Raw genomic sequence first — 221 nt, forward strand, 5'->3', positions numbered from 1 at the left:
CGTGGACGGGCCGGCCTCGGTGATTTCGCGGCCCTTATCGTCCCGCATGGTACGCACGCGGCCCACAGCCGTGCCGGCGATGAGGCAGTCACCCTTATGCAGGGTACCGTTCTGGAAGCCGAGGTCATGGAACTGAAGGCCAACCCCAACCGCCGCGGCAAGGGCGCGGTTGTGGAAGCCCGTCTGGACAAGGGCCAGGGCCCCATCGCCACACTGCTGGT

1 protein-coding gene is annotated in these 221 nt (G+C 67.4%); it reads right to left on the reverse strand.

Annotated elements, in window-relative coordinates:
• A partial coding sequence (locus H6B10_RS19150) for a hypothetical protein (protein WP_430661792.1) occupies positions 1 to 66 on the reverse strand: 66 nt, incomplete at its 3' end.
• Between the last annotated feature and the right edge of the window lie 155 nt (positions 67 to 221).

The sequence above is a fragment of the Gemmiger formicilis genome, from assembly GCF_016901605.1.
GTDB classification, from domain to species: domain Bacteria; phylum Bacillota; class Clostridia; order Oscillospirales; family Ruminococcaceae; genus Gemmiger; species Gemmiger formicilis_B.